Annotated in this window: 26 protein-coding genes; 11 read left to right on the forward strand and 15 right to left on the reverse strand. The window is 48.9% G+C overall.

Going from position 1 to position 24989, the window contains the following annotated elements; genetic code table 11:
* The first annotated feature begins 1 nt into the window (after position 1).
* From lapB to yciH, 3 genes are all read left to right on the forward strand, one after another.
* Positions 2-1171, forward strand: coding sequence for a lipopolysaccharide assembly protein LapB (gene lapB, locus OGX67_RS15370; RefSeq protein WP_003020592.1), 1170 nt, complete (start codon positions 2-4; stop codon positions 1169-1171).
* A 190-nt stretch (positions 1172-1361) separates the two neighbouring features.
* A complete protein-coding gene (gene pyrF / locus OGX67_RS15375; protein ID WP_257651210.1) occupies positions 1362-2099 on the forward strand; it encodes an orotidine-5'-phosphate decarboxylase in 738 nt (245 codons plus the stop codon).
* Complete coding sequence (yciH, locus tag OGX67_RS15380) at positions 2100-2426, forward strand: stress response translation initiation inhibitor YciH (RefSeq protein ID WP_257651155.1); 327 nt, start codon at positions 2100-2102, stop codon at positions 2424-2426.
* A 91-nt stretch (positions 2427-2517) separates the two neighbouring features.
* Here yciH and osmB read toward each other — a convergent pair whose 3' ends face one another.
* The 7 genes from osmB to fabI form a co-directional block, all read right to left on the reverse strand.
* Positions 2518-2736, reverse strand: coding sequence for an osmotically-inducible lipoprotein OsmB (gene osmB / locus OGX67_RS15385; protein ID WP_003020583.1), 219 nt, complete (start codon positions 2734-2736; stop codon positions 2518-2520).
* Between the two features lie 268 nt (positions 2737-3004).
* Entirely contained in the window at positions 3005-3757 is a 753-nt protein-coding gene (gene yciT, locus OGX67_RS15390) for a DNA-binding transcriptional regulator YciT (RefSeq protein WP_003020580.1), read from the reverse strand.
* Positions 3758-3852: 95 nt separating this feature from the next.
* Positions 3853-4035 carry a YciZ family protein gene (locus tag OGX67_RS15395; protein WP_003020577.1) on the reverse strand — a complete coding sequence of 61 codons (183 nt, stop codon included), beginning with the start codon at positions 4033-4035 and terminating at the stop codon, positions 3853-3855.
* Positions 4036-4217: 182 nt separating this feature from the next.
* Positions 4218-6209, reverse strand: a complete 1992-nt coding sequence (gene pdeR / locus OGX67_RS15400) for a cyclic di-GMP phosphodiesterase (protein ID WP_061547990.1) — start codon at positions 6207-6209, stop codon at positions 4218-4220.
* A 264-nt stretch (positions 6210-6473) separates the two neighbouring features.
* Positions 6474-8408, reverse strand: coding sequence for an exoribonuclease II (locus tag OGX67_RS15405; protein WP_003020571.1), 1935 nt, complete (start codon positions 8406-8408; stop codon positions 6474-6476).
* A gap of 89 nt (positions 8409-8497) precedes the next feature.
* Complete coding sequence (locus tag OGX67_RS15410; RefSeq protein WP_071697413.1) at positions 8498-9643, reverse strand: carboxymuconolactone decarboxylase family protein; 1146 nt, start codon at positions 9641-9643, stop codon at positions 8498-8500.
* Positions 9644-9840: 197 nt separating this feature from the next.
* The gene (gene fabI, locus OGX67_RS15415) at positions 9841-10629 is read right to left on the reverse strand and encodes an enoyl-ACP reductase FabI (RefSeq protein ID WP_003020565.1); all 789 of its coding nucleotides are present in this window, start codon (positions 10627-10629) and stop codon (positions 9841-9843) included.
* Between the two features lie 442 nt (positions 10630-11071).
* Between fabI and OGX67_RS15420 the strand changes: the two genes are divergently transcribed.
* The gene (locus tag OGX67_RS15420) at positions 11072-11761 is read left to right on the forward strand and encodes an EAL domain-containing protein (protein WP_008322387.1); all 690 of its coding nucleotides are present in this window, start codon (positions 11072-11074) and stop codon (positions 11759-11761) included.
* A 37-nt stretch (positions 11762-11798) separates the two neighbouring features.
* Here OGX67_RS15420 and sapF read toward each other — a convergent pair whose 3' ends face one another.
* From sapF to sapA, 5 genes are read right to left on the reverse strand one after another with little or no spacing between them, the layout of a single operon-like run.
* The gene (sapF, locus tag OGX67_RS15425; RefSeq protein ID WP_003020558.1) at positions 11799-12605 is read right to left on the reverse strand and encodes a peptide ABC transporter ATP-binding protein SapF; all 807 of its coding nucleotides are present in this window, start codon (positions 12603-12605) and stop codon (positions 11799-11801) included.
* 1 nt (position 12606) lies between these two features.
* The gene (gene sapD, locus OGX67_RS15430) at positions 12607-13599 is read right to left on the reverse strand and encodes a peptide ABC transporter ATP-binding protein SapD (RefSeq protein ID WP_003020556.1); all 993 of its coding nucleotides are present in this window, start codon (positions 13597-13599) and stop codon (positions 12607-12609) included.
* Positions 13599-14489, reverse strand: coding sequence for a peptide ABC transporter permease SapC (gene sapC, locus OGX67_RS15435; RefSeq protein ID WP_003020550.1), 891 nt, complete (start codon positions 14487-14489; stop codon positions 13599-13601). The genes sapD and sapC overlap by 1 nt, the downstream gene beginning before the upstream one ends.
* The gene (sapB, locus tag OGX67_RS15440; RefSeq protein ID WP_003020545.1) at positions 14476-15441 is read right to left on the reverse strand and encodes a peptide ABC transporter permease SapB; all 966 of its coding nucleotides are present in this window, start codon (positions 15439-15441) and stop codon (positions 14476-14478) included. The genes sapC and sapB overlap by 14 nt, the downstream gene beginning before the upstream one ends.
* On the reverse strand, positions 15438-17081 hold the full coding sequence (gene sapA, locus OGX67_RS15445; RefSeq protein ID WP_257651157.1) for an ABC transporter substrate-binding protein SapA: 1644 nt from the start codon (positions 17079-17081) through the stop codon (positions 15438-15440). The genes sapB and sapA overlap by 4 nt, the downstream gene beginning before the upstream one ends.
* A 501-nt stretch (positions 17082-17582) precedes the next feature.
* On the opposite strand from sapA, the gene OGX67_RS15450 reads away from it, so the two are divergent.
* Entirely contained in the window at positions 17583-18035 is a 453-nt protein-coding gene (locus OGX67_RS15450) for an SgcJ/EcaC family oxidoreductase (protein ID WP_257651158.1), read from the forward strand.
* 117 nt (positions 18036-18152) lie between these two features.
* On the opposite strand, the gene OGX67_RS15455 is transcribed toward OGX67_RS15450, so the two are convergent.
* A complete protein-coding gene (locus OGX67_RS15455; protein ID WP_257651159.1) occupies positions 18153-18476 on the reverse strand; it encodes a hypothetical protein in 324 nt (107 codons plus the stop codon).
* Positions 18477-18487: 11 nt separating this feature from the next.
* Complete coding sequence (locus OGX67_RS15460; protein ID WP_268044294.1) at positions 18488-19063, reverse strand: hypothetical protein; 576 nt, start codon at positions 19061-19063, stop codon at positions 18488-18490.
* 167 nt (positions 19064-19230) lie between these two features.
* Between OGX67_RS15460 and OGX67_RS15465 the strand changes: the two genes are divergently transcribed.
* Entirely contained in the window at positions 19231-20376 is a 1146-nt protein-coding gene (locus OGX67_RS15465; protein ID WP_257651161.1) for a hypothetical protein, read from the forward strand.
* Between the two features lie 42 nt (positions 20377-20418).
* Here the strand turns inward: OGX67_RS15465 and pspF are convergent, their stop codons facing one another.
* Complete coding sequence (pspF, locus tag OGX67_RS15470) at positions 20419-21408, reverse strand: phage shock protein operon transcriptional activator (RefSeq protein WP_174329248.1); 990 nt, start codon at positions 21406-21408, stop codon at positions 20419-20421.
* Between the two features lie 155 nt (positions 21409-21563).
* On the opposite strand from pspF, the gene pspA reads away from it, so the two are divergent.
* The 5 genes from pspA (at position 21564) to OGX67_RS15495 (ending at position 24980) form a co-directional block, all read left to right on the forward strand.
* Positions 21564-22232, forward strand: coding sequence for a phage shock protein PspA (pspA, locus tag OGX67_RS15475; protein WP_003020532.1), 669 nt, complete (start codon positions 21564-21566; stop codon positions 22230-22232).
* 54 nt (positions 22233-22286) lie between these two features.
* The gene (gene pspB / locus OGX67_RS15480; protein ID WP_003020509.1) at positions 22287-22511 is read left to right on the forward strand and encodes an envelope stress response membrane protein PspB; all 225 of its coding nucleotides are present in this window, start codon (positions 22287-22289) and stop codon (positions 22509-22511) included.
* On the forward strand, positions 22511-22870 hold the full coding sequence (pspC, locus tag OGX67_RS15485) for an envelope stress response membrane protein PspC (protein ID WP_003020497.1): 360 nt from the start codon (positions 22511-22513) through the stop codon (positions 22868-22870). The genes pspB and pspC overlap by 1 nt, the downstream gene beginning before the upstream one ends.
* Before the next feature lie 8 nt (positions 22871-22878).
* Positions 22879-23109: a phage shock protein PspD gene (pspD, locus tag OGX67_RS15490; RefSeq protein WP_003020493.1), complete on the forward strand. Its 231-nt coding sequence runs from the start codon at positions 22879-22881 to the stop codon at positions 23107-23109.
* 164 nt (positions 23110-23273) lie between these two features.
* Positions 23274-24980, forward strand: coding sequence for a sugar phosphorylase (locus tag OGX67_RS15495; protein WP_286526770.1), 1707 nt, complete (start codon positions 23274-23276; stop codon positions 24978-24980).
* Positions 24981-24989: the final 9 nt, after the last annotated feature.

Here is a 24989-nt window from a genome sequence, read left to right on the forward strand (position 1 = left end):
TATGTTGGAGTTGTTGTTTCTGCTTTTACCTGTAGCCGCTGCCTATGGGTGGTATATGGGTCGCAGAAGTGCGCAACAAACCAAGCAGGATGAAGCTAACCGTCTTTCCCGTGACTATGTCGCCGGGGTTAACTTCCTCCTGAGCAACCAACAAGACAAAGCGGTGGATCTGTTCCTCGATATGCTAAAAGAGGATACGGGCACCGTTGAGGCTCATCTCACTCTCGGAAACCTGTTTCGCTCGCGCGGTGAAGTCGACCGCGCAATCCGCATCCATCAAACGTTAATGGAAAGTGCTTCGCTGACCTACGAGCAGCGTTTGTTGGCCGTACAACAGCTGGGGCGCGATTACATGGCCGCAGGTCTGTACGACCGCGCGGAAGACATGTTCAATCAGCTTACCGATGAAACAGATTTTCGCGTCGGTGCATTACAGCAACTGCTGCAAATTTATCAGGCGACCAGCGATTGGCAGAAAGCCATTGATGTCGCAGAACGTCTGGTGAAGCTAGGCAAAGATAAACAGCGTATTGAGATAGCCCACTTCTACTGCGAACTGGCCTTACAGCAGATGGGCAGCGACGATATGGATCGTGCCATGGCGCTGTTGAAAAAAGGGGCTGCGGCAGACAAAAACAGTGCCCGGGTTTCCATCATGATGGGCCGTGTGTACATGGTGAAAGGCGAGTACGCGAAGGCCGTTGAAAGTCTGCAACGCGTGATTTCTCAGGATAAAGAACTGGTCAGCGAAACGCTGGAAATGCTGCAAAGCTGCTACCAGCATCTGGGGAAAACCGATGAGTGGGCAGAGTTTTTACGTCGGGCCGTTGAAGAGAATACTGGCGCCGCCGCCGAGCTGATGCTGGCCGATATTCTTGAAGCGCGTGAGGGGACTGATACCGCTCAGGTTTATATTACCCGCCAACTACAACGCCATCCTACGATGCGCGTGTTCCACAAATTAATGGATTACCATCTTAACGAAGCAGAAGAAGGGCGCGCGAAAGAGAGCCTGATGGTTCTGCGCGATATGGTCGGGGAGCAGGTGCGCAGCAAGCCGCGCTATCGTTGCCAGAAGTGCGGATTTACCGCATATACACTGTACTGGCACTGCCCATCTTGTCGCTCATGGTCAACCATTAAGCCTATTCGCGGACTTGATGGGCTGTAATTTTTAAAAAAATCTTACTTTAGTTACAACATACTAATGATGAGTAACAAAGCCATCCTCAGCCGCCGTGGCCAAATTCGCCTGGCAGAAATGGAATCGCGCCTGTTAATTTTCTATTACCGCAGGTAGAATGCACGCCGTTTACCCATTTCGCGCTACTGTCGGCGCCCATCCTCAAGAAGGTCTGGTCATGACGTTTACTGCTTCATCTTCTTCTCGTGCTGTTACTGATTCTCCTGTCGTTGTCGCCCTCGATTATTCCAATCGTGATAAAGCATTAGCTTTTGTCGACAGAATCGATCCTCGTGATTGCCGTTTGAAAGTGGGCAAAGAGATGTTCACGCTTTTTGGACCTCAGTTGGTTCGCGATTTACAACAGCGTGGCTTTGACGTTTTTCTTGATTTGAAATTTCATGATATTCCCAACACTACCGCGCATGCCGTTGCGGCAGCGGCTGAGCTTGGCGTGTGGATGGTTAACGTTCATGCTTCTGGTGGGGTGCGTATGATGACCGCCGCACGTGAAGCCTTATTATCTTTTGGCAAGGACGCACCGCTGCTGATTGCGGTAACGGTTCTGACCAGTATGGAAGCCAGCGACCTCGCTGATCTTGGCGTGACGTTGTCACCTGCAGAACATGCTGAAAGGCTGGCGCGCTTAACCCAGCATTGTGGTTTGGATGGCGTTGTATGCTCCGCGCAGGAAGCGGTGCGATTCAAGCAGGCGTTTGGCCAGGCATTTAAATTGGTTACGCCGGGTATTCGTCCTGAAGGCAGCGAGGCGGGCGACCAGCGTCGCATTATGACGCCGGAACAAGCACAGTCAGCTGGTGTGGATTATATGGTTATTGGTCGTCCGGTCACGCAGTCGGCAGATCCGGCTCAGACGCTGAAGATGATTAATGCCTCACTGAAACGAGGTGCGTAAATGAACGACTCAAACTCTCGCCTGGTCTACTCAACCGACTCCGGGCGCATTGATGAACCAAAAGCTGCTCCTGTGCGTCCACAAGGCGATGGCATTGTCCGTATCCAGCGCCAGACCAGTGGCCGCAAAGGCAAGGGCGTGTGTTTGATTACCGGTATTGATCAAAATGATGCCGAACTGACCAAATTAGCTGCGGAACTGAAGAAAAAATGTGGTTGCGGCGGGGCAGTGAAGGATGGCGTGATTGAGATACAGGGTGATAAACGCGACCTGATTAAATCGCTGCTGGAAGCCAAAGGAATGAAAGTTAAACTGGCTGGCGGTTAATAAAAAAAGCCACGGAATTTTTCCGTGGCTTTTTAATAATACAGACCTGAAAAAGTAAACGTATTATTATATCGAGCCGTTCAACCGTAGATTATTTACCCACCTGGTGGCCAATGATACCACCTACTGCAGCACCACCCAGCGTACCCAGCGTGCTACCGTCAGTCAGGACTGCACCACCTATTGCACCTGCACCAGCACCGATTGCGGTGTTACGATCGCGTTTGGACCAGTTAGAGCAAGCGCTCAGCGACATTGCCAGAGTAATCGCCAGAATGGCAGCGGTCATTTTTTTGCTCGTTACTAACATAATACTTTCTCCTGAATTATTGATTCACGGAATCCAGTGTTCTTTAAGAATAGCGCTAAATTTAGGCTAACGAAGATATTTCCGTGAAACCGTTTAGCGAAGGCATTACAAACACTATCCTGAAGTTGGAGGTTCGTTCCTGTTATATCGCTAACATTAATTTTACGACTTAATCCTGTTAACGACAGGTAAAAAGTCTTAATTGGGCTGTCAGATAACTCTCAGAGAGGAGATGATTTGCCAACTGACAAATCATCTGCTGAAGATGTTACGCGTGGGCATCAATGATATTGACGGTTAATCCGGAGTGCTCAAGCTGCATTTGTACGCTGGCGCTAAGTCTGGAGTCCGTGACTACGCGGCTGAATCGCTCTAATGGACCCAGCGTGTACGGGTGAATGGCTTCGAATTTTGAGCTGTCAGTAAGCACAATAACTTCTGCACCTTTTTCCAGCACCGCGTTAACCACATCAGAACGCATCATGTCGCGTCCGGTGAAGCCGGTGTCAGCCTGCCAGCCATCAATGCCGATAAAGGCCTTGCTGAAGTGTACCTGCTGGATAAACTGGCGAGTTAAGGGCCCAACCATACTTTCGCTTTTTTTCTGATAGATGCCGCCAAGGAGAATCACTTCGCAAGGGGTTTCTTTCAGCAGATGGGCTATATAGCTGCTGACGGTAATGATGGTGACATCTTTTTGCTCCGCGAGCGTTCTGGCTAAGAGCGCATTGCTACTGCCGTTTTCAATGAATACGGACTCGCCTGGGCTTACCAGCGATGCGGCGAATTCAGCCAGCTCACGCTTCAGCGTAAAATTAGTCATCATGCGCGTTTCCACATCATCGCTGTTCAATGAAACAGCAAAACCGTGCGCTCGGCGTAAATAACTCTGTTTTTCCAGTGTGTTCAGATCCTGTCGAATCGTCACTTCTGAGACACCGGTGATTTTTGCCAGTTCGGCAACGCTCATCTGACCTTTATCAGTCACCATCTGCAAAATAGATTGTTGTCGGGAATTCATAATATTAATTTTATTGCGATATCGTATCGGAAATTAAACGGAAACTGCCTCACGTGCAGTTTGCTTACAGCAGCGACATTAAAGGGTTAATGCCATCAGATCTCCCAGGGAGCCTTGTGCTTTTTGGGCAAAGATTCGGCATCTTCTTTGGTCATGTTTAGCAGCTCAGCCTTCAGAATTTCGAGATTATGGATAGCTGAGTGGTAATCACCTGCAACGAGGATATCCAGCACAGTATCAATGCGTTCGGCCAGACGCTGAGCGTCGATATCAGACATGGTTATCATCCTAATGGCAATAGAGTTTGAATTTCATGATGCAGAATTTCATGGCAAAAGAGAAGGGAAAAATAGTATTAACTTCAACGATAGAAGAATATTATATATTCTGTGATTACATGCAGATAGGATCGTTACGTAATGTCCATTTATGGCTATTCTCAACGTTTGATCCTACTGCATTAGCGTGTTTTTTTATTCAGGTGCCGTCGATACCAACGTTCAAATGCAACTGCTGGCATTGGCTTGGCAAACAAAAAACCCTGACGCTCGTTGACGCCATTTTTGGTTAAAAACGCATCCTCTTTCGCGCTTTCAACACCTTCGGCGATGACCTGTAGGTTGAGTGCCTGTGCGACCGCAACAATGGCACGTACCAGCGACTGCGAAACAGGTTGTTTGTGTACATCCCTGACAAAGGTTTGATCCAGTTTAATTGCATCAAGTGGGAACCGGGCCAGTTGAGACAGTGACGAATAACCGGTACCAAAATCATCCAAATGGATTTGCGCCCCCATCTGGCTAAACTGCTGAATGACGGACAGTGCCAGTTGCTCATTTTCAATTAAACTGCTTTCCGTTAACTCGACATCGATGGGGCAATATTCAAAGTCGAGTTCATGAAGCACCTGCTTGAGATCGGTAAATAGCGTCTGATCGGCGAGCTGCCGGGCAGAAACGTTTACCGCCACGCGCAGATTGATTCCCTTTGCGCGCCATTTTGCTATCTGACGCACAACGTCCAGAATAACCCAGCGACCCAGAGGAACGATAAGCCCTGATTCTTCGGCGTAGGAGATAAATTCCAGTGGTGGAATGAGGCCACGTTCCGGAGACTGCCAGCGAACCAGCGCCTCCAGGCTGCGCACTTCGCCTCGCCAGGTTATCTTTGGCTGATAATGGATGACCAGTTGATCGTTTTCCAGCGCCTTGCGCAGATTAGTATCCAGCCACAGATATTCAAATACCCGCTGATTCATTTCCGGAGAGAAAACACAAAACTGTCCGCGGCCACCTTCTTTCGCGGTGTACATGGCCGTATCGGCGTTACGAATGACGCTCTCGCAGTCCTGACCATGTTGTGGAGCGAGGGAAATACCAATAGAGCATCCGGTATAGATTTCAATCAGGCCGATGCGAAAAGGTTGACGCAGGCGTGTCAGAATACGCGACGCGGTGGCTTCCAGTGAACCCTGGGATGTTTCGGTGGCAAGGACAATAAACTCATCGCCGCCAAACCGTGCCAGTAACTGGTTTTCGCTAAGGCAACTGAGTATTGCCAGCGATACGCTTTGCAAAAGCTGATCGCCAAACATATGCCCGTAGGCATCGTTTACCTTTTTGAAGTTATCCAGATCGAGGTACACAATCCCGACCTGAGTATCGCCCGCGTTCTCAATCGCATTGCTGATCAGATCATGAATAGCGTTGCGATTGGGTAATCCAGTGATAGAGTCGGTATTCGCCAACACCCGCAAACGCTCCTGGGCGCGGCGTTCTTCAGTGATATCGGTCCCGGAACAGATCAGAAATATTTCGTTCTTGCCGCTACCGTTATGCACAAATTTATTACGAAATAAAAACAGACGCTGTCCTTTGCAGGTCTTCACCCAGCGTTCAACTTCATATGAGTTACCTTCGCGAAAAAAGACCTCGATATTGCGTCGTGACGCGGCAGCTTCACGTCGACTCATAAATAATGTAAATACACTTTGGCCAATGACTTCACGTTCTTTTAGTCCGGTATACTCTTCGCACAGTCGATTAAACCGCTGAATGTTGCCCATGCGATCAAGAATGACAATGACTGAATTGGCTTCAGAAACCACCTGTTCGGCAAAAGAGAGGCCGTGAGCCAGGTCACGGGCGACGGAAGGGGTGTCATCCCAGGCGGATGCGCTACCGGCCCATTCACGCTTATTGATTTTTCGGCCGACCAGATGCACGGGAATGTTGTCATCTTCAATCGGTAACGTCATTAATAAACTTGACGTAATTACCGTCATCTCGCGAATGCGTTCGGCTTGTTCCGGGGATAATTCGATGGTCTGATCGGCCTCTGACGTTTCTTCGACAGAGAAATGCAGGATGTTGCAATCCTCTGACAAACGCCAGTAAGGGTTATTAGTGCCCACATAGCTATACAACGTAATCAGCTCCCGGACGTCTTTCATGATGTGTACTATCCCGTTTAAAGCGCATAGAGCCTCAAAAGTATGGGTAGCCATGATTCATTCAGGGTGATTATGGCTGAACGTATTGTTTTTTTTATATATTTATGTGTAATCCAGAATCCGTAAAAAGCAAAGCCAACGGAACTGAAAAATAGTAAATAAATTTTTTGACTGGATGAAAGAAGTGTAGTGCGCGGTTGAAATTTGGGAGGTAAAAAGAAAACGACCTTTCAAAAATGAGAAAGGTCGCTTGATTTATGCGTGTTACGCGGCTGGACGCGCGATAACGCTGCGGGTTTCCATCCGTACTTCAGCGATAGTTACGTCAATCACATCCGTGACTTTGTAAACAACTTCACCTTTAATTTGCACGGTGCCGCTTTCCTGGCTGCATACCAGTTCATCACGAACGGCGTGCAGGAACGGTGCTGGAATAAATGCAACAGCGCCATTATCAACTAAGCGCACGCGCATGCCACCGCGGCTGACGTCAATGATCTCGGCCGCAAAGCGGGTATCGGTACCGGCTTTATCACTCAGGAAACGGGCGTATAGCCAGTCACCCACGTCACGCTCAGCCATCCGGTTCAGGCGACGACGTTCTGCCATTTGCACGGTGGTATCATCCTGAGGTCGGGCGATGGTTTCGCCTTTGATGACGGCCTTAAGCAGACGGTGGTTGATCATATCGCCATACTTACGGATTGGGGAAGTCCAGGTGGCATATGCCTCCAGACCCAGCCCAAAGTGTGGACCTGGCTCAATACTTATTTCAGCGTAAGACTGGAAGCGGCGAATTCGGCTGTCGAGGAAGCCGGATGGCTGAGCATCCAGTTCGCGGCGCAGTTTGCAGAAACCTTCCAGAGTCAGGACTTCTTCGGCATCGACGTGCATACCGTGGGTTTTCAGCAGCGCGGCCAGAGCGTCGGCGTTGGCCGGGTCGAATCCCATATGGACGTTATAAATACCGAAACCCAGTTTGTCGCGAAGCACACGAGCGGCGCAAATATTTGCCGCAATCATGGATTCTTCCACGATACGGTTTGCGATGCGGCGTGGCTCAGCGACGATGTCCAGTACTTCACCTTTTTCACCGAGAACGAAACGGTAATCCGGGCGATCTTTAAAGACCAGCGCGTGGTTATGACGCCACTCTCCTCGGCTCAGGCAAATACGATGCAGCAGACGGATCTGTTCCGCAATCGCGTCGTTTTCTGGTTGCCACTCGCCTGTACCTTCCAGCCAGTCGGAAACATTGTCATAGGCCAGCTTCGCTTTTGACTCAATTGTCGCAGCGAAGAAAGTGATGTTGTCTTCAATCGTGCCATCGGCGGTAATGCTCATACGACAAGCTAAAACCGGGCGCACTTCGTTCGCGCGCAGAGAGCAGAGATCGTCAGACAATTCACGTGGCAACATCGGGATATTGAACCCCGGTAAATAATTGGTGAACGCGCGAATTTTTGCCGTTTTATCCAGCTTACTGCCTTCTGCAATCCAGGCTGTTGGGTCGGCAATGGCGACGGTTAATTGTAGCGTGCCGTCAGCTTGTTCTTCAGCATACAGCGCATCGTCCATATCTTCGGTGCTGGCGCTGTCGATGGTGACGAAATTGAGGGCGGTTAAATCTTCACGAACCAGGCCTTCGTCCAGCATTTCGGTTGCTACGCCGTCCGGTGCTTCTTTTTCCAGATTATGGCGTGCCAGTGTGACCCACCACGGGACAAAGTGGTCATCAGCAAAAGTGATAAATTGGGTTAACTCGGCGTAGAAGGTGCGATCGCCTTTCAGCGGATGACGGCGCATTTCTGCAACCGCCCAGTCGCCTTCTTTAAATTCATGTTCAACGCCGCGGGTGGCACGACATGGAATAGCATCTTTCAGTAACGGATGATCCGGCACGATGGACAGACGATCATTTTTGCCCTGAACTTTACCCACGAAGCGCGTCAGGAAGGGTTCGATCAGTTCTTCCGGCTCTGCAGACTCACGATCTTTTTCTGTATGGATAACCGCAACAATGCGGTCGCCATGCATCACTTTTTTCATCTGCGGCGGTGGAATGAAATAGCTTTTTTGTGCATCGACTTCCAGGAAGCCAAAGCCTTTTTCCGTGGCTTTTACCACCCCTTCAGCACGTGGCGTCTGGGAATGTAGTTGCTGTTTAAGCTGCGCTAGCAGCGGGTTGTCCTGAAGCATAATTGTCTATTTTCGTGGCTAAAAGAGCGGCTGACAGTTTTACGCGATTCTGCCAGTGGCAGCAAGCGCTCTTTCAGTAAGTGGATCGGTTAATCAGTGTCGCCCAGCGCGATTTTCAAGCGATTCAACCATCCGCACAATCCACTCCAGGCTAGCAGGTTAATGGCCTGCTCTGAAGAGATTCCCTGATCGAACAAAGACGTTAACAGTGCGGTGCTAAAGCGGTCGGGCGCCCGGGTCAGCCATTGTACCGCCTGTAGGGTAACGCGCTCAACCGGATGTCGTTGTTCCCAACGTTGTAATTCACGTTCATCCAGGCGAAGCAGGGCGATAACGTCGACTAATTCATTTGCTGTATACGCCTGCTCGTTAAAGCAGGCCACGCTGCCGTTAATTCGTGACGTCATCAGCGCTGCCAGTGAAAATGCCTGTACTGATACAGCGCTGCGCCGGGCACTGGAAATCAGCGTCGTGAGTAAATCTAAAATGACCGGTGAATGTATCAATAATGGCACCAACGCTTGCAGTTCATCGGGATATCCTCTGGCAGCGTTCTCATCATGGGGGGGATATTTTTCGATCGGGAATGGTGCAGCATGCCAGGTTGTCTTTGTGGCGTTAAATAACGAAGCGTGAGCAAATTGCTGAATATCCAGCCCCGGTATTCGGCGTACCGGATGACCAGACCAGGCCTGAAACAGGGCCACGGTTCGGGCCTGAAAACCGACGAAGCCGATGATTTGATTCATCAGAATATTATCGCTGGTGGTCAGTCCGACCGCCTCCAGATGCTGACGGTCGCGTTCGCCTATCACGGCAGGAGAGCTGGCAAGTTGGCGAGCATATTGGGTGATTTGTGCCAGTCGATGGTTACTTTCCCGCGAGGAGTCCGGACCGGGAAGCGGTGTTAAACGCGCGGCATAGTGATTACATAATCGCTGCACACCATACACCTGAGCGACGGTCAGGGCTGTACTCATCCGTTCATAAGCGCTGAACGTATGCATCTGATTCAGGTTTACATGAGCCGGGAAGAGCGTCTGGGCAAGTTTACGGGCAGGGGTTAACCAGGATTGAAAGGGCGAAAGAGCGTCATCAGGTAATGTCAGATCCAGTAAAAAACTGTCGTCGACATGAGCGGCTTCCGGGACCAGCGGCAGAACATCTTGCGGATACGTGCTGGATTGCGTCTCATGATACCAGTGGCTTTTGCCTTCAATTCGGCGTTGTTCCATGGGCGTTCCTTGGTCTAAAAGTGGCGACCCGGACTCGTCGTCATACTACTACGCCGGATCGTTTGCGCTGCAATATCCTGACGTAAGCAGATGAGGGGATGAAAGATTGTTACGTGATAATAAATATCAGAAAGGCATATGTGGTAGCTGAGAGGAGTGTCATGGGCGGCGCAAGACCGCCCATCTAGGTCTTAGGATTATTTAAGTTCCAGCTCGTTCATTGCGGCGATGCTGAAGCCACCGTCAACGTGTACGACTTCACCAGAGATACCGGCAGAGAGATCGGAGCACAGAAATGCTGCGGAGTTACCCACATCTTCAATGGTAACGGTGCGGCGAATCGGTGTAACTGCTTCACAGTGCGCCAGCATTTTACGGAAATCTTTAATGCCAGAAGCGGCGAGTGTACGGATTGGACCTGCGGAAATGGCATTCACACGCACGCCTTCAGGCCCCATCGCATTAGCCATATAACGGACGTTCGCTTCCAGGGAGGCTTTCGCCAGGCCCATCACGTTATAGTTAGGGATTGCACGCTCTGCGCCCAGATAGGATAACGTCAGTAGCGCAGAGCCAGGGTTTAGCATGGAACGACATGCTTTTGCCATCGCAACAAAGCTGTAAGCGCTAATGTCATGCGCAATTTTAAATCCTTCGCGGGTAACTGCGTTCACATAATCGCCATCCAGTTGGTCAGCAGGTGCGAAGCCGATTGAGTGTACGAAACCGTCGAATTTCGGCCAGGTTTTGCTCAGTTCAGCAAACATGGCGTCAATGCTGGCATCTTCAGCCACATCACACTGCAAAACAATGTTGGAGCCTAATTGCGCTGCAAATTCTTCCACACGACCTTTCAGCTTGTCGTTCTGGTAGGTGAACGCCAGTTCAGCACCTTCGCGATGCATCGCCTGAGCGATTCCCCATGCGATAGACAATTTACTGGCAAGGCCTGTCACCAGAATACGCTTACCTGATAAAAAACCCATGGCTTTAATCCTTTTTGTTAACACTTATCTTTTACCAATCAATGAATTATGATTGACGCGTTAAGCTCACTCGAAATTGGTCTGAAATTATATCCCACGCCTTTTCCCTGAGGAATTGTTATCAACCTCACGTGACCTGTCACTTCATTGCATGTGGGGAGTATATCATCCCCCACAGGTTATGCTTCGTTCAGGCATTTAACGTCGGTGAAGCAGAGAAAATGCAAGGTTTCAAAGGCATTGAAATGGTATTATTTCATTGCTAGCTGATGTTAATAAACATAGCAAGGTAGGAACTTTCTTAAAACAAAAAATATGACAATATTCAGCTTGTTATGATATATTGTTTTTATCGATCAATATCGATGCATTGATCGATATTATTGATTGATTGTGATTAGAAGTGCATTATCAGGATGTTATGATCAATTGGAGTGGTCTTATGCACTACCATTTCATCGCGGAAACGATGAGAGACACAACAGATAAATTACTGGGCGTAGAGATGAACGCCCGGTTTACTTCAGATACGGTTCAACCGTTGCATCCAGATTTCATCATTTCAGCGTGGGATAGCGAACAAAAGCGTAATTTCATGCTCGAGCAAATTCGATTAATTGCCGAAAAGCGTGACTGGTTTGAGCGCAACAGCCTTATTTGTACTCTGAAACTCATTGACGAGATGGCGCTGCTGGCGATTGGTGATCCAGCCATCAAGTCGGCCTTACAGGCACTACCATTTATTGCACTGGAACTTTCAGAACGTTTTCTGACGAATACAGTGTGCCTGAATAGTCTGTTGATTAATTCACTTCGCGACGGCCCAAACGCATTGTGGTTAGGCGATCTTGGCTCCGGCAGCGTAGGGGCCAGCCCGCTGGTTTGCGGTCATTTTGACGTTGTTAAACTGGATCGCGGTTTTTTCCTGGAACAGGTAGAAAAACCGATGTTTCCGGTGCTGATCAAAAATATCAGGGAATATTGCGACCGTGTTGTAGTGAAGGGAGTCGAAACAGCACAACTTGTCGACGAGGCCAGTGCTGCAGGTGTCTGGGCAATGCAGGGTGCCCTTTATCCGTCAGTCACGTTTACCGAAGTTGATACGCTGCTCTTACCTACGTTGTGTCACTGATGGCAGAATGCCCCCCGGTTGAGGGGGCAGTCGTTTGTTAGCGATCTTTCCGCCAGGCGTCGGCGGTAAGCGCTTCGCCGAAATGACCTGCAATCAGGCGACGGGTAAGTTCATGCAACGGGGAGGCCAGAACGTCCGCTGTACTGCCGCGCTCAACAACTTCGCCCTGATGCATGACTAATACCTGGTCGCTGATGTGCTTCATCATGCCAATATGCTGAGTCACATAGATATATGAAATCCCTTGTTTTTCCTGTAATTCCAGCATCAGATTGATGAGCTGCGAACGCATCGACATGTCCAGAGAAGCCAGGGCTTCGTCGGCGATAATGACTTTGGGTCGTAAAATGAGCGCACGGGCAAGGCCCAGACGCTGTTTTTGTCCCGGCGCTAACATATGCGGGTAATAGCTTACGTGATCCGGCAGCAGTCCGACCATACGCATGGTCTCCACGATCTGTTTACGACGCTGCTCAGGCTCGAGGTCGGTATTCAGACGTAGCGGAAAATCGAGGATCTGCGAGATACGTTGCCGAGGATTAAGCGATGTTGACGGATCCTGGAAAATCATACGGATCCGCTGACTACGAAATGAATAATCACCATATTTTAACGGATGATCGTCAATCAGCAGCTCACCGCTGGTAGGTTCAATCATACCCGCCAACATTTTTGCCAGCGTAGATTTCCCTGAACCGTTTTCACCAATGACGGCGAGAGTCTGACGTTCGCGCAGGGTGAAACTCAGAGGCTTGACGGCCTCAACGGTCTGGCGGCGAAATAAACCTGTCCGGTAGCGAAAGGTTTTGCTCAGATTACGAACTTCGAGCAGGGTTTCTACCATCTCACTCTCTCTCCATGTTCAGCGGGAAATGACAGGCGTAGAGATGATTCTTTGCTCCGGTCAGTCTTGGGGTTTCAATACATTCGCGTTGTGCATAAGGGCAGCGCGGCCCCAGACGACAGCCGATGGGTAATTGTTCCAGCAATGGAATTGCTCCTGGCATGGTATTCAGGCGGCTTTTGTGCGGCATTGCGCTACCAAAATCAGGAATAGCGCGAATCAACGCTTGAGTATAAGGATGATGCGGAATGGTCACCAAATCTTTACTTGGCGCGGTTTCCACCGTTTGTCCGCAGTACATCACGTTGATTTTGTCAGCCCACTGGCTGAGCATTTGCAGGTCATGGCTTATCAACAAAATGGTGGTATTGCTGTTTTGATTCAGACGGGTTAGCAGACGGAAAATTTGCGCCTGGGTGGTTGGCTCCATCGCGTTCGTCGGTTCATCGGCAATCAGCAAACGCGGCTGATTCGCCAATGCGATAGCGATCATGACCTTTTGGCATTCGCCGTCGGTTAGCTCATACGGGAAGCTGCGCATGGCATCTTTATGGTCTTTTATCCCGACGCGGTGTAAGAGTTCAATCGCACGGCGTTTGCGCCAGCCGATGCGCTGCCACCAGCGGCCCTTGTAAGTCCAGGCTGGAATATTTTGCATTAGCTGCCGTCCGATCCGCTCAGACGGATCGAGACATGACTGTGGCTCCTGAAAGATCATGGAGACGTTATGACCGACCAGTTTGCGTCGTTCACGCGCGGAAAGGCGTAGCAGATCGATATCATCAAAACGCATACGGTCTGCGGTTACGCGCCAGTTATCTTTAGCGACGCCGCAAATGGCCTTAGCGATCAGACTTTTGCCGGAACCCGACTCGCCGACCAGCCCGCGGATTTCACCCTCGTTGAGGGTCATGCTGACGCGATCAACTGCCTTAACCCAGTCGTCACCGGTTCTGAATTCAATCGTCAGGTTGCGGATATCCAGTAATGGCATTATTCCACCCCCGCAATAATTGCGCGGCGCACGCCGTCACCCAGTAGGTTAACCAGCAGCACGCTTATCATAATTGCTGCGCCTGGCAGCATGACCGTCCACGGTGCGACATAAATCAGCTCCAGCGCGTCACCGAGCATGGCCCCCCATTCCGGGGATGGCAGCTGTGCGCCAAGGTCGAGAAAACCCAGCGCGGCGATATCCAGAATCGCCATCGACAGTGCGCGGGTGATTTCAGTAATCAGACCGGCGGTAATATTCGGCAGAACGGCAAACCACAGAATATTCAGTGTGGTTGCACCATCCAGGCGAGCGGCAATGACGTATTCTTTCTCCAGCTCGTCATGCACCATGCTGTAAACGGAGCGCACCATGCGCGGCAGCAACGCCAGCCAGACCGCAAACATGGCGTGTGTCAGATGCGGTCCGGCAAAGGCCACCACAATAATCGCCAGCAGCAGAGAAGGGATCGACAGCAGGGTGTCCAGAATGTGGTTCAGCACTGCGGAGCGCAAGCCGTGCGTCGCACCGGCAACTACGCCCAATACAAGGCCACACAGTGTGGCGGCAAGAGTGACGACAAACGCGCCTCCAACGGTCGGGGCCGCGCCGCTGAGCAGACGACTTAAAACGTCTCGTCCCAGATCGTCAGTTCCGAGGAAGAAAGAGACTTCGCCATAGCGTGACCATGACGGCGGTAAAAGCTGATAGCCGAGAAATTGCTGATCGATGCCGTAAGGGGCAAACCAACCACCAAAAATACACAAAACAGCCAATCCCGCGCAGCCGTACAGGCCGATCATCGCAGTTGCATCACCATAGAAATTGCGCCATGCGGTGCGCAACGTACCTGGCGGGCGTTTTTCGCTATAGACGCTATCGTAAGGCATACCATTCCTTATGTTTCAGAGGGTTAGCCATAGCACCCAAAATATCAGAGATAACGTTGACGATGATAACCAGTGAGCCAATCACCATAACGCCCGCTGAAATCGCCGCGTAATCCTGCTGGCGAATCGCGTTAATCAACCAACGGCCAAGACCAGGCCAGCTAAAGACCATCTCGGTGATCATCGCCAGCGTCAGCATGGTGGAAAACTGTAAGCCCAGGCGTGGGATCACCGGCGGGAGGGCGTTGTGCAGAACGTGACGGCGCAGAATCGTTAAGCGTGACAAACCGCGTGTGGCCGCCGCTTTGACGTAGTTCTGATCAAAGACCTCAATGGTGCTGATACGCATCAGGCGGATGACTTCGGTGGTGGGCGCAACGGAGAGCGTTAGCACCGGAAGCACCATATGACGGATAGCGCTGACCAGCATTTCATCGCGCCAGGGTGAGTCGGAGATCCACGCATCAATAATGGCAAAACCGGTAACGGGTTTCACCTCGTAGAGAAGATCAAAACGCCCGGAAACGGGTAACCAGCCGAGGGTCAGTGAGAAGAGTAATGTCAGCAGCAGAGCCAGCCAAAAAACGGGGATAGAAAACCCCATCAGAGCCAATGCGCTGATGCAACGATCCTGCCATTTGTTGCGCGTGATACCTGCCAGCATACCAACGGGGATCCCGACCATTAGTGCAAAACCAAAGGCAAGAATGCATAGTTCCATTGTGGCCGGGAACACCTCTTTCAGCTGTTCTGAGATCAACTGACCGTTGATACTGGATACGCCGAAATCCCAGTGAATGAGACCATTGAACCAGAATACCCAGGCGTTCCACAACGATGCTCCCTGTAACGGCGCATGAGGTGTGAAATAGCTCAGGCTGAATCCAATAAAAGTCAGGAAGAACAGGGTGACCAGTAGCAGCAAAAATCGACGCAGGGTGAAGATAATCATGGTTTTTTCACCTCATCTTTCTTTTCCCTGAACACCCCGGCAAAAGAGGAATTGCCGAACGGACTGAGCACCAGCCCTTTGATGTCGTAGCGGTAAGCCTGTAGACGCAGTGAAGAGGCCAGCGGCAGGATCGGTAACTCTTGCGCAAGAATATTTTGCGCTTCGTCATAGGCATCAATTCGCGATGAAAGCTGCTGCGAAGAGAGGGCTTTGCGCAGAATGCTGTCAAACTGCGGATTACACCAGTGGGCAAAGTTGGTCTGTGAATTGATGGCGGCACAGCTGAGCAACGGCCGGAAAAAACTGTCAGGATCGTTACTGTCCGTCGCCCAGCCGGATAACGTCAGATCATGGTTCATATCCATTAATCTTGCCTCCTGAAAACGGCCTTCTACCGGGATGATCTTCACTTTCACACCCACCTGAGCCATATCTGCCTGAATCAGCTCTGCGGTTTTCAGGGGACTGGGGTTCCAGGCCTGAGAGCTGGTAGGGACCCAAAGTTGTAACGTCAGATTCTCCAGCCCCAGTGCTTTTAACTGCTCGCGCGATTTTGCCGGGTTGTACTCTGTAATTTTAGCTTCGTTATCATAAGCCCACGAGGCGCGAGGCAAAATAGATGCCGCGGTTTCTGCCGTCCCGTAGTAGATAGACTGCATTAACCGTTGGTTGTTGATCGCTAGCGCCAGCGCATGCCGCACGGCAGGGTTATTCAACGGCGGTTTATTGGTGTTGAACGCCAGATAGGCAATGTTCATCCCCGGGCGCAGCGTCAGACGCAGGCGAGGGTCATCACGCAATATGCTGAGCTGGCTGGCGGCAGGCCAGGCTAAAACGTCACATTCGCCGGTCAGTAACTTTGATAACCGTCCGGTTCCGCCAGAACCGAGGTCCACTACCACCTGCGGCATCAGAGGAGTGCCACGCCAGAATTTTTCATGCCGCTGCAACCGAATATATTGGCCGGCACGATTCTCCGAAAGTTGGTACGGTCCTGTGCCGACAGGTTGTCTGTCGAGCAGTTCCTGACGATCCTGTTTTGCCAGGTTAGCCGCATATTCCGCCGACATTACGGAGGCATAGTGTGTGGCAAGATGCCACATAAAAGAGGCATCAGGTTGAGTTAAGCGGAATTCAACGGTGTTGTTGTCCATTTTGCGCACACTTTGGACGTTATCGGCGAACTGCAGGCTGTCGAAGTAGGGGAAATTGCTGCCGTTCACATTGTGCCACGGATGGTGGCGATCAAAGATGCGCTCGAAGGTAAACACCACATCGTCTGCATTCAGTTTGCGGGTGGGAGTGAACCAGGCAGTCTTCTGAAACTGTACGTCACGACGCAGATGGAAGCGGTAGGTTGCGCCGTTATCCAGCACCTCCCAGCTTTCAGCCAGCTCAGGCACCAGTCGATAGGTGTAGGGATCTACATCAAGCAGTCGGTCATACAATTGGGCCGCTAACGTGTCGACAATGAGACCACTGCTCGTTTTTTGCGGGTTGAACGTATTGACCTGCCCGCTGACGCAATAGACAAACCCACTGTCACGGATATCAGCGTGCGAAGCTTGCTCAGGCGCAGCAGCAGCCTGACCACTCAGAAATCCAGCCATCACGATCAGAGATGATAAAACCAGGCGCATAATTTTAAAGGGTTATATATAAAGTGGCTATCTTACTAATACTTAATGACATTTGCCATTACCGTTTGTGTTGGGGGTTGCAAGAGTGATAACCGCGAATTCAATATCGCGGCATGGTCAAAATTCATACCTGCTATCCACTTTGAAGATACTCTATTAACTATCTTAGCATTTTCATCACCCATCTGACTCGCTTAAACGCAGGATCAACATTATGCCAGTGTGCAGAAGGGGGCGCGGAAACAGAGGTGCGACCTTTACAGTAACCCAGGCGATGCTGAACTATAATTATTCAGCACACTGTACAGGTTTTAAACGTGGTGAAAGCCAAGGAATCTATAATTATTTCAGTATATTAAGTGTCTTCCTTATTCATGGGGTTTTATTATTCGCACTGGGTAGATGGTAATGATTTTCATTGGTTATGACATGTAGTTTGGCTTTTATCCTGGTTATGAATGGTTTTCCTGCTACCAGATAACCGCTAATGGAATGATTTATATGAATAAATTACTGTTCTTTGTTGTTCCACTGACCTTTCTGCCGGGGGCCGTTTTCGCGGCGTCGACGCCAGACTGCGTGAAGGTAAATAAAGCGCAAATTGAAGCGCTTTTTGATAAGTGGAATGCGTCGCTGAAAACAGGTAACGCGCAGACGGTTTCTGAAAACTATCTTAGCGATGCGGTATTGTTGCCCACAGTATCCAATAAAGCCCGTTTAACGGATGCTGAACGTGTGGATTATTTTGAGCATTTCCTTGCGAAGAAGCCGACCGGGAAAATTGATTCCCGTACCATTCGTCTTGGCTGCAATAAAGCGATAGATACCGGCACCTACACGTTTACCTTCGCGGATAAATCTACTGTTTCGGCTCGCTACACGTTCACTTACGCATGGGATGGGAAAGAGTGGAAAATTTCGACGCACCATTCGTCGGCCATGCCTGAGGGGTAAAGAGGAGTGCAGGGGGCGGAAATTCACCGCTCCCTGAATACTATCGACGCCAGCACGCTGCATTATCAACGATGGCTGGTAGCAGTCTGACTTAACGTACTACAGCAAAAATTTGTGCTACAAAAGAGCCCAACCAATCGCTGTATTGATGGCTGAAGAAAGTACTAACATTGCTGCATTCCAGGCATTTTGGATGACCAAATTAGTGAGTGATTCGATTGCGAACATGACCCCTCGCGAAGCAGCCTGATATTGACCCATGAGAAAACTTGCATTGATTTCTGTAATGGTTCCTTTCTTTTTACGATCATCAATTTGACTGGCAACCGTCGCGAGATTTTTGAACTCATTTTCTGCGTAGTCACGTAGCTTTCCCCAGTCTTTGCCTGCAGATTTTTTCGCCGCGTTCAGCATGTCTTGTACTACTTTACCCCAATCCATAATATACCTACCTATTCACTAGAGGATTTTTCATCAGATTTTTTTGCCAGTTCGGGTACTAAAATTGATTTTACAAGGCTATCAGTTGTTATCTTTAAGGCATTCAAGTCGGCCAGACTAATGGGGGAGGACAATTGTTGACGTTCCTGTATGGACATTATCGGCTTATTTGGTTTTGACTCGTATGTTGACGTATATTGATAAGGGTATTGTAAAATAGCTTCGCTTAAATTTATTAAGGCGTTTGTTGTGATTTTATTATGTGCTATCGATTCAGATCTGATAATCAATGTATCTATCTGCGTCTGGATTTTCTCATAATCATCGGGAGAATAAGTGCTGGTAGGGTTGTTGCAAATAATGAGCGCCGGATCTTTTGGTAGAGATACGCCAGTAAAACGATTGCGCGTATCATTTCGAGCGCAACTACGCATTTTTGAAATAATATTGGTTAACATTATTTGTGTGTCACTGATTCCTTTATCTATATTTTGGTCGTAATCAGATACTAGTTTTATTGAACATCCTGTTATAATGCTAATTATAAAGATAATAACAGGTAATTGATGTGTTTTATGAGTAAACATCATTCCTCCAACAACATACAGGATTAGATTGTTTTTATATTGATAGTGTAGAAGTTTAATATGAAATAACAAATAGATTGTGTGAAATTACCACTTTATCATTAGTTTGTTTTTGTGCGATATCATTAATCCTCAAATGACGATAACCGTTGTATGTTGAGAAAGATATGATTAACAAACTCACACAGTATATCAACAGAATCATCATCACAGGATTCTGGAGCAGCAAGCTTTCTGGCGAAGATTTGCGGGTGTCACTCAAAATGCTAAAGCCTTTTTTCTGGATGGGGTTTCTTGGCATGTTGGGGCAAGCGCTGAAAATTATTCACCTGGATGAAGTGGGCGCTATGCTGCTATGGTCAATGGCGGCGATGTCATTTGGTACTGCGGTCGGCTTTCTCTTTGGCGTACCTAAAAGTGGCTTTAGCAACCCGATGGGGGGTGAACCGAAAGCCATTGCTAATGGGGGCAGTTCTCGACCAAATACTAACCTTGAAGAAATATCCGATTGGCTGACAAAAATAATAGTCGGATTAACTTTGGTCAATACAGAATCAATTATGAATATAATCGGCGAAATTAGCCATAAAATAAGTAATTCAATGACGACGCCAACAGTGGGCTTAGCGCTGTTAACGGGTTTTTTGACCGTTGGTTTTTTATATGGCTACTTTTATACGCGCTTATTTCTACAAAAAGCATTTGTTGACTCAGATAGTAAGTTAAATAATTTAAATCAAGTATTAAATGCCATTGCCAGCAATCCAATACCTGATTTGCCTGTAAGCGGTGAACCCGTTCGACCAACAATCACTGAAATAAAAAATGCACAACTTATTTCGACTCTTGTGCCAAAAGATAAACCCGATATAGTTCTGGATTCAATAGCAAATCTTGCCTCATCTTATGACAGAGTACGTACTGAAATGCCGACAAGTATTCAACGAACAAAATGGATGTCTGGAATTGCCAGTCGTATAAGACAGTTTGGTCAAGCCGCTATTTTTTTACTTCCTCAATTGACGGTGAGCAATAAGGAGGGTGAACGGTTAGCGGCAATTTGCATTTTGCAAATGAACTTCCAGTCATCCTATATAGATTGGCTTGCCCAACGACTCTACTTAGAAAAACGCTTTCCTGCTTATCTTGCGGCAAGTGCTCTCTATGAGAGGCTTGCAAGTGCAGATAATGTGGAATCGGCTCATATACGCAAGACCGTCAAAGAGGCGCAGACAAAAATTACCGTACGTGATGATGGCTGCGATACACTCATCAATAAAATAATCTCATATGGGGCAACTTCTCAAGGTTAGATTGAGTAAATGGAAGTCATGTTGTTCAATCCGGATAAGCCATTAAATTTGATGCTTTTTGAGCAACGCGCGTAGCTGATGATAAGTCAGACCCAGTAATTCAGCGGCTTTTTTCTGATTAAATTTTGCCTGCTGTAAGCTGGTTTGTAGAAAGTCTTTCTCTTGTTGTTGTTGGAATTCACGCAGATCCAGCGGTAATGCTACAGATGTTGGTTTTGCTTCCTGCACCTGAGATTCCACGACATGGCGGCGGAAGGGGTCAATGATTATCTCATCCAGCGGGTAATCACTGGTCCCATGTCGATAAACGGATCGCTCCACGACGTTTTTCAGTTCACGAATATTGCCCGGCCAACGGTAGTGGAGGAGCGTTTCTCTGGCTTCGGCACTAAACCCTGGAAACAGTGGTAACCCGATCTCGCGACACATCTGAATGGCAAAATGCTCGGCCATTAACATTATGTCGCTTTGGCGTTCGCGTAACGGTGGGAGTTGCACTACGTCAAAGGCCAGACGATCCAGCAGGTCCGCGCGAAAAGTACCTTCGTTGACCATGCGAGGTAAGTCGGCATTGGTTGCACAAACAAGTCGTACGTTAACCTGCAATGGCTGGCTGCCGCCAACACGTTCCAGCTCTCCATATTCAATAACGCGCAGCAGTTTTTCCTGCACCAGCATCGGGGCGGTTGCCAGTTCATCGAGAAACAGCGTACCGCCGTCGGCGCGTTCGAAACGTCCAGGATGGCGTTTTTGAGCGCCGGTAAAGGCACCTGCTTCGTGACCAAACAGTTCGGAATCAAGCAAGTTCTCGTTGAGCGCTGCGCAGTTAAGCGAAATAAACGGGCCTTGCCAACGGGTGGAGAGATAGTGCAGGCGGTTGGCAATAAGCTCTTTCCCAGTACCTCGCTCACCGATAACCAGGACAGGCTTATCCAGCGGCGCCAGATGAGAAACCTGCTCCAGCACTTCAATAAAGCTGTTTGCTTCACCCAGAAGATTATCTTTGTATCCTGCCATGATGAAATTCACCATTTGTTAGTGTTATTCACCAATTTACCCTAATTCTCTCGCCAGGTAAAATTAGATATAATTATTAAAATCAATGAGATAAAAAGTTGGCACGCCAAGTGCATTACGAAATCAGCAGGGCTTAGCCCGATATCAGAACAGTAAGTGAGGATTACATTATGGGTATTTTTTCTCGTTTTGCCGACATCGTGAACGCCAACATTAATGCGTTGCTGGAAAAGGCTGAAGATCCGCAGAAGCTGGTGCGGTTAATGATCCAGGAAATGGAAGATACGCTGGTTGAGGTGCGTTCAAACTCCGCACGCGCTCTGGCAGAAAAGAAACAATTATCTCGTCGTATCGAACAGGCCAGCGCGCAACAGGCAGAGTGGCAAGAAAAAGCTGAGCTGGCGCTGCGCAAAGAGAAAGAAGATTTGGCGCGTTCTGCGTTAATCGAAAAACAGAAATTGACTGACCTGATTGCCTCTCTGGAGCATGAGGTCACGCTGGTTGACGATACGCTGGCGCGTATGAAAAAAGAGATTGGTGAGCTGGAAAATAAACTCAGTGAAACCCGTGCTCGTCAGCAGGCGCTGATGCTACGTCATCAGGCAGCGAGTTCTTCACGTGATGTTCGTCGTCAGCTGGACAGCGGTAAACTTGATGAAGCGATGGCGCGCTTTGAATCTTTCGAGCGTCGTATCGATCAGATGGAAGCTGAGGCTGAAAGCCATAATTTCGGTAAACAGAAGTCCCTGGATCAGCAATTTGCTGACCTGAAAGCAGATGATGAAATCAGCGAGCAGCTGGCGCAACTTAAAGCCAAAATGCAGCAAGACAAGCAATAATAACATCTGGCGGCGCCCGAACGCGCCGCCGCTCATCACCTGTAAGGAGTACTCATGAGCGCGCTATTTCTGGCTATCCCGTTAACCATCTTTGTGCTGTTTGTTTTACCGATTTGGCTCTGGCTGCATTACAGCAACCGTTCCAGTCGTGGCGAACTGTCGCAAAGTGAACAGCAACGTCTGGTCGAACTCAACGATGACGCACAGCGGATGCGTGAGCGCATTCAGGCGCTGGAAGACATCCTTGATGCTGAACATCCAAACTGGAGGGACCGCTAATGGGAGGCGTTAATCTGAACAAAAAACTGTGGCGTATTCCGCAGCAGGGCATGGTTAAGGGGGTTTGTGCGGGTATTGCGCATTATCTCGATGTGCCTGTGAAGCTGGTACGGATCCTGGTGGTGCTGTCAGTCTTTTTTGGTCTGGCCTTTTTCACCTTCGTCGCTTACATCGTGCTGACGTTTGTATTGGATCCGATGCCGGATAATGTGGTTTCCGGCGAGCAGCAGCCATCAAGCGGTGAGCTGTTGGATGCCGTCGATCGCGAGCTGGCGGCTAGTGAAAAGCGTTTGCGTGAAATGGAACGTTATGTGACGTCCGATACTTTTTCCTTACGTAGTCGTTTCCGCCAATTGTGAGGTTAGAAATGAACAATCGCTGGCAACGTGCCGGGCAAAGGGTTAAGCCGGGCTTTAAAATAGCAGGTAAGCTGGTGCTTTTAACGGCGCTTCGCTACGGCCCGGCGGGGGTAGCAGGGTGGGCGGTGAAATCCGTCGCCCGACGCCCGCTAAAAATGCTGCTGGCGTTGGTTCTTGAACCTGTGTTGAGTCGGGCTGCGGCAAAATTGTCGAAACGATATTCCGGTAATCGAACCTGATATTTGAATCAGTAAAAGCAAGCAACAATTAATCAACATTCCCTCAGTTAATTTGCGGCAGCTCACAAATACGATTTTTTGGCTGCCAAAATTCTTTTTTTACCCCCCTTCAGACCACCTCAGCTAATTGACAGCTTATTTTACGCAGAGTAGTCTCTTGGTTCATGGGACCGCTACCACGAGAATCGAAGGTGAACCAAAAAATCCAAAAATGCCTGACAGAAGTTTATGGTCATACATTTACTTCATGCCACTATGAAGCGCTGTTTGCACGTTTAGAGAAATCACAGGGATTAATTAAAAAAATCCGTAAAGCGCATTGGGATGAGGGCGATGTGGTGCTTATTACCTACGCCGATCAATTCCACGGGGTTGGTAAAAAACCGTTGCCGACGTTTAATCAGTTTTATAATGAATGGTTTAAGTCGACATTTTCTCATGTGCATCTTCTGCCATTTTATCCGTGGTCATCGGATGATGGTTTTTCCGTGATTAATTACCATCAGGTTGCCGAAGAAACCGGTGACTGGAATGATATTAAGGAATTAGGTGAGTCCAGTCGACTGATGTTTGATTTTGTTTGTAACCATATGTCAGCTAAAAGCGAGTGGTTTAATAATTATTTGCAACAGCTTGACGGTTATGAAAATTTCTTTATTGCAATGGATCCTGATACGGACCTGAGCAACGTCACACGTCCACGCGCATTACCGTTACTGACACCATTTACGCTAAAAGATAACACCGTGCGCCATTTATGGACGACGTTCAGCGATGACCAGATCGATCTCAACTATGCCAACCCGGTGGTATTACTGGCGATGGTCGATGTGCTGCTGAGCTATCTTGAGCAGGGCGCAGATTATGTTCGCCTGGATGCGGTTGGCTTTATGTGGAAAGAGCTTGGAACGAGCTGTATTCATCTGGAAAAAACGCATCAGCTTATCAAACTATTCCGCGCTATTGCGGACTGCGTGGCGCCTGGTACGGCGATTATTACCGAAACCAACGTCCCGCATAAGGATAACGTGTCCTACTACGGTAATGGCCATGATGAAGCGCATATGGTGTACCAGTTCTCGCTGCCGCCGCTGGTGCTGCATGCGGTACAACGCCAGGACACGTCGATATTGTGCCAGTGGGCGCAATCACTGGAGCTGCCGTCTGGTGAGACGACCTGGTTTAATTTTCTCGCATCGCATGATGGCATTGGTCTCAACCCATTACGCGGTTTGTTGCCTGAAGACGAGATCATGCGGCTGGTGACAGAACTACAACAGGAAGGTGCGCTGGTTAACTGGAAAAATAACCCTGATGGCAGTCGCAGTCCGTATGAAATTAACGTGACATATATGGATGCGCTAACCCCTGGTAATTGTAGCGATGCCGAACGGTTTTCTCGCTTTATTCTCGCACATGCCATTTTGCTGAGTTTTCCAGGCGTGCCGGCGGTTTACATTCAAAGCATACTTGGCTCACGCAATGATTATAAAGGTGTTGAGACGTTCGGTTATAACCGCGCGATCAACCGCAAAAAATATCAGGTGAGACAAATAGAAGCGGAGCTGGCAGATGAAACCAGTTTACGTCACGCTATTTATCATGAGTTATCCCGACTAATTGTAATACGTCGTAATAATAAAGCATTTCATCCTGATAGTGATTTTCAAATTAACAGTATTACACCGGCCGTAATGCAAATTAAACGTACGGCGGAAACAGGTGAGAAAATTACCGGGTTATTTAATGTCAGCGGTCATACTCAAACCATTCGTATTGATATTGAAAATGGAGTTGATTTGATTGGCGGTAAAGCTATTTCCGGTAAGGAATTAACGTTGTACGCCTGGCAGGTTATGTGGGTTAAGTAATAAAAAGGA

It is taken from the genome of Citrobacter sp. Cf118 (genome assembly GCF_030334095.1).
Taxonomy (GTDB): domain Bacteria; phylum Pseudomonadota; class Gammaproteobacteria; order Enterobacterales; family Enterobacteriaceae; genus Citrobacter; species Citrobacter freundii.